We start from the raw sequence: 2,764 nt of genomic DNA on the forward strand, positions 1-2,764 counted from the left end.
CGGCTTGTTGAGCATGACGTAGCGCTTCGAGACATCCAGCTGAACCGCCTGGCCGTCGACGGCGACGAGATCCACGGCGGGGTCGACCCGCGAGCCGAGTTCGGTGACCACCGAGCCGTTGACCGACACCCGACCCTCGACGATGTACTGCTCGCAGACGCGCCGCGAGGCGACGCCGGCTGCCGCGAGCACCTTTTGGAGGCGTTCGCCGTCGGTCCGTTCGCCCCCGGTGCCTTCGCCGAGGTTGTCGACGCTCATGAGAGGTCGTCGAAACCGTCGCGCCCGTCGACCAGCAACGGCGAGATCTTCGGCAGCTCGTCGAGCGAGTTGATGCCGAGAGAGGTCAACAGCAGGGGCGCCGTCTCGTAGTGGATCGCGCCGGTCTCCGAGTCGGTATACGCCTCCTGGATGAGGCCGCGGCCCAGAAGGGTGCGCACGACCGAGTCCACGTTGACCGCACGAATCGCGGCGACCGACCCTCGGCTGATCGGCTGCTTGTAGGCGATCACCGCAAGGGTCTCGAGCGCGGCCTGCGAGAGCTTCGTCGGGTTCTGCGTGAGCACGAACTCCTTGACGACATCATCGAACGCGGGCCGCACATAGATGCGCCAGCCACCGCCCACCTCGCGTAGTTCGAATCCGCGCATCGGCCCGTCGCCCTCGCCGTCGTAGTCGGCGACGAGGCGCTCGATCGACTGACGCACCGCCGCAATCGGCGAGCCGAGAGCCGTCGCGAGACTCACGAGCGGCAGCGGCTCGTCGGCCACCATCAGGATGGCTTCGAGGGCGCGCTCGAGATCCACCGGCGCCCGCGGGGTCTCCGCGACGGCTTCTTCCGTGAGTTCAGGCATCGTAATCGGCTCCAAGGCTGGCAAGGCTGTCATCGGTCCAATGCTGGGCCGACCAGGTCAGGGTGAGTTCGCCGAGCGGCTCGAGCTGCTCGAACGTGACCGCCGCGTACTTGTAGAGCTCGAGCACCGCGAGGAATCGCGCGACGATGACACCGCGCTGGTCGGCGCCGGCGATGAGCTGCCGGAAGGTGACCGGCCCGCCACCGCGCAGCAGGGCGACGACATGGGCCGCCTGCTCGCGGATGCTCACCAGCGGCGCGTGCAGGTGGTCGAACCCGACGGTCGGGATCTCGCGTGGGGCGAACGCGAGGGCCGCGAGGGCCGCGAAGTCGCCGAGGCTCAGCGTCCAGACCAGGTCGGGACTCTGCTTGCGGTACTTCTCCTCGAGGCGCACGGCGCGCACGTGGCGGGTCGACTCTGCCTCGATCCCGTGGGCGAACCAGGCTGCCGCCTCTTTGAACGCGCGGTATTGCAGCAATCGGGCGAAGAGCAGGTCGCGCGCCTCGAGCAACGCGACATCTTCGGCATCCACCAACTCACCCTGCGGCAGCAGGCCCGCGACCTTGAGGTCGAGCAGCGTCGCCGCGACCAGCAGAAACTCGCTCGCCTGGTCGAGCTCGTCTTCGGTATCGACCCCGCGCAGATACGACAGGAACTCGTCGGTGACCCTGCTGAGCGCGATCTCGGTGATGTCGAGTTCGTGCTTCGCGATCAACGAGAGCAGCAGGTCGAAGGGTCCGGAGAAGTTGGAGAGCGTCAGCCGAAAACCCACTGCCCCCTCAACCGCCGCCGCTTCGGCGACGGGATCCGTCACGGAAGCGTCCTGCATGGAACGCGAGCTTAGTTGGCCGGAGCTAGGGTCGACTGCGGGAAGGAACCCGACACATGCCTCACCGCGCCAACGGCTCGTACGTCTCCAACAGCGACGCCCTCACCGCGTGGACCCCGATCGCCCGCGCGCGACTACTCGAGACCGCCGGGTCGTACCACGCGGTCGTCACCGACGAGCAGCTGGCCGTCGCGGTGCAGCAGACGTCGGGGATCATCCACGATGATCCCGCGAACAGCTGGATCGGCAAGCTTCTCGACCGAGTCGACCTCGAGACGCAGCGCAACGACGAGCCGCCGCTCGCCGCGTTGTGCGTCGATGACTTCGACGACGACGCGAAGGCCGAGCGTCGCCTGCTCTGTTACCGCGCCTACTCCGACGACCTCCCGGCCGATGGCGGCGTGCCCGCTCGAGTTGCGCGCCCCGCCACCCGACCCGCCGCTCGACGCAAGGAGCGCCCGCGGGCGGGAGCGGCATCCCGACCGCGCTCGTCGTCGACGCCCGCACACGCATCGGACCCGCCCCGAGCGCGGGAGACCACGTGCACGAGCTGCTTCCTGATCGTTCCCGTCGGGCCGATCTGCTCGAGCTGCGGAGCGCCGCTCGGCGAATGAGGCCACTGCGTCGCGGGCGAGTTAGGCGACAGCGCCGCGGGCGATGAGCTCGCGGGCGAGTTGCCGGTGCGACTCGGTGACCGCGTGCTCGGGAGCAAACAGCGTGACCGGCTCGGCCGCGACCGAAGCATCGGGGAGCTTCACGCTGCGACCGATGACCGTCTCGAGCACCTGCGGGCCGAAAGCCTCGACGACGCGTTGCAGCACCTCGCGGGAGTGCAGCGTACGGGCGTCGTACATGGTCGCGAGAATGCCGTCGAGCCGGATCGCGGGGTTGAGCCGATCGCGCACCTTCTCGATCGTCTCGACCAGAAGGGCGACCCCGCGGAGCGCGAAGTACTCGCACTCGAGCGGAATGAGCACCCCGTGTGCAGCGGTCAGCGCGTTGATGGTGAGCAGGCCGAGCGACGGTTGACAGTCGATGAGGATGACGTCGTACTTGTCCGACACCTGACGCAGCACGCGCGCGA

General features: G+C 68.5%; 5 protein-coding genes. 1 reads left to right on the plus strand and 4 read right to left on the minus strand.

From position 1 onward, the window contains the following. The 3 genes from RMO30_RS04415 to RMO30_RS04425 form a co-directional block, all read right to left on the minus strand. A partial coding sequence (locus RMO30_RS04415; protein ID WP_309710020.1) for a S4 domain-containing protein occupies positions 1-258 on the minus strand: 258 nt, incomplete at its 3' end. Next, complete coding sequence (gene scpB / locus RMO30_RS04420; RefSeq protein ID WP_309710023.1) at positions 255-851, minus strand: SMC-Scp complex subunit ScpB; 597 nt, start codon at positions 849-851, stop codon at positions 255-257. The genes RMO30_RS04415 and scpB, both read right to left, overlap by 4 nt. After that, positions 844-1,680, minus strand: coding sequence for a ScpA family protein (locus tag RMO30_RS04425; RefSeq protein WP_309710025.1), 837 nt, complete (start codon positions 1,678-1,680; stop codon positions 844-846). The genes scpB and RMO30_RS04425 overlap by 8 nt, the downstream gene beginning before the upstream one ends. Before the next feature lie 56 nt (positions 1,681-1,736). Here RMO30_RS04425 and RMO30_RS04430 point away from each other — a divergent pair, with 56 nt between their 5' ends. Next, positions 1,737-2,294: a hypothetical protein gene (locus RMO30_RS04430; protein ID WP_309710029.1), complete on the plus strand. Its 558-nt coding sequence runs from the start codon at positions 1,737-1,739 to the stop codon at positions 2,292-2,294. 21 nt (positions 2,295-2,315) lie between these two features. On the opposite strand, the gene RMO30_RS04435 is transcribed toward RMO30_RS04430, so the two are convergent. Further along, the coding region (locus tag RMO30_RS04435; protein ID WP_309710031.1) for a ParA family protein at positions 2,316-2,764 on the minus strand (449 nt) is incomplete at its 5' end.

Source organism: Pseudolysinimonas sp., from assembly GCF_031389465.1.
GTDB lineage: Bacteria > Actinomycetota > Actinomycetes > Actinomycetales > Microbacteriaceae > Pseudolysinimonas_A.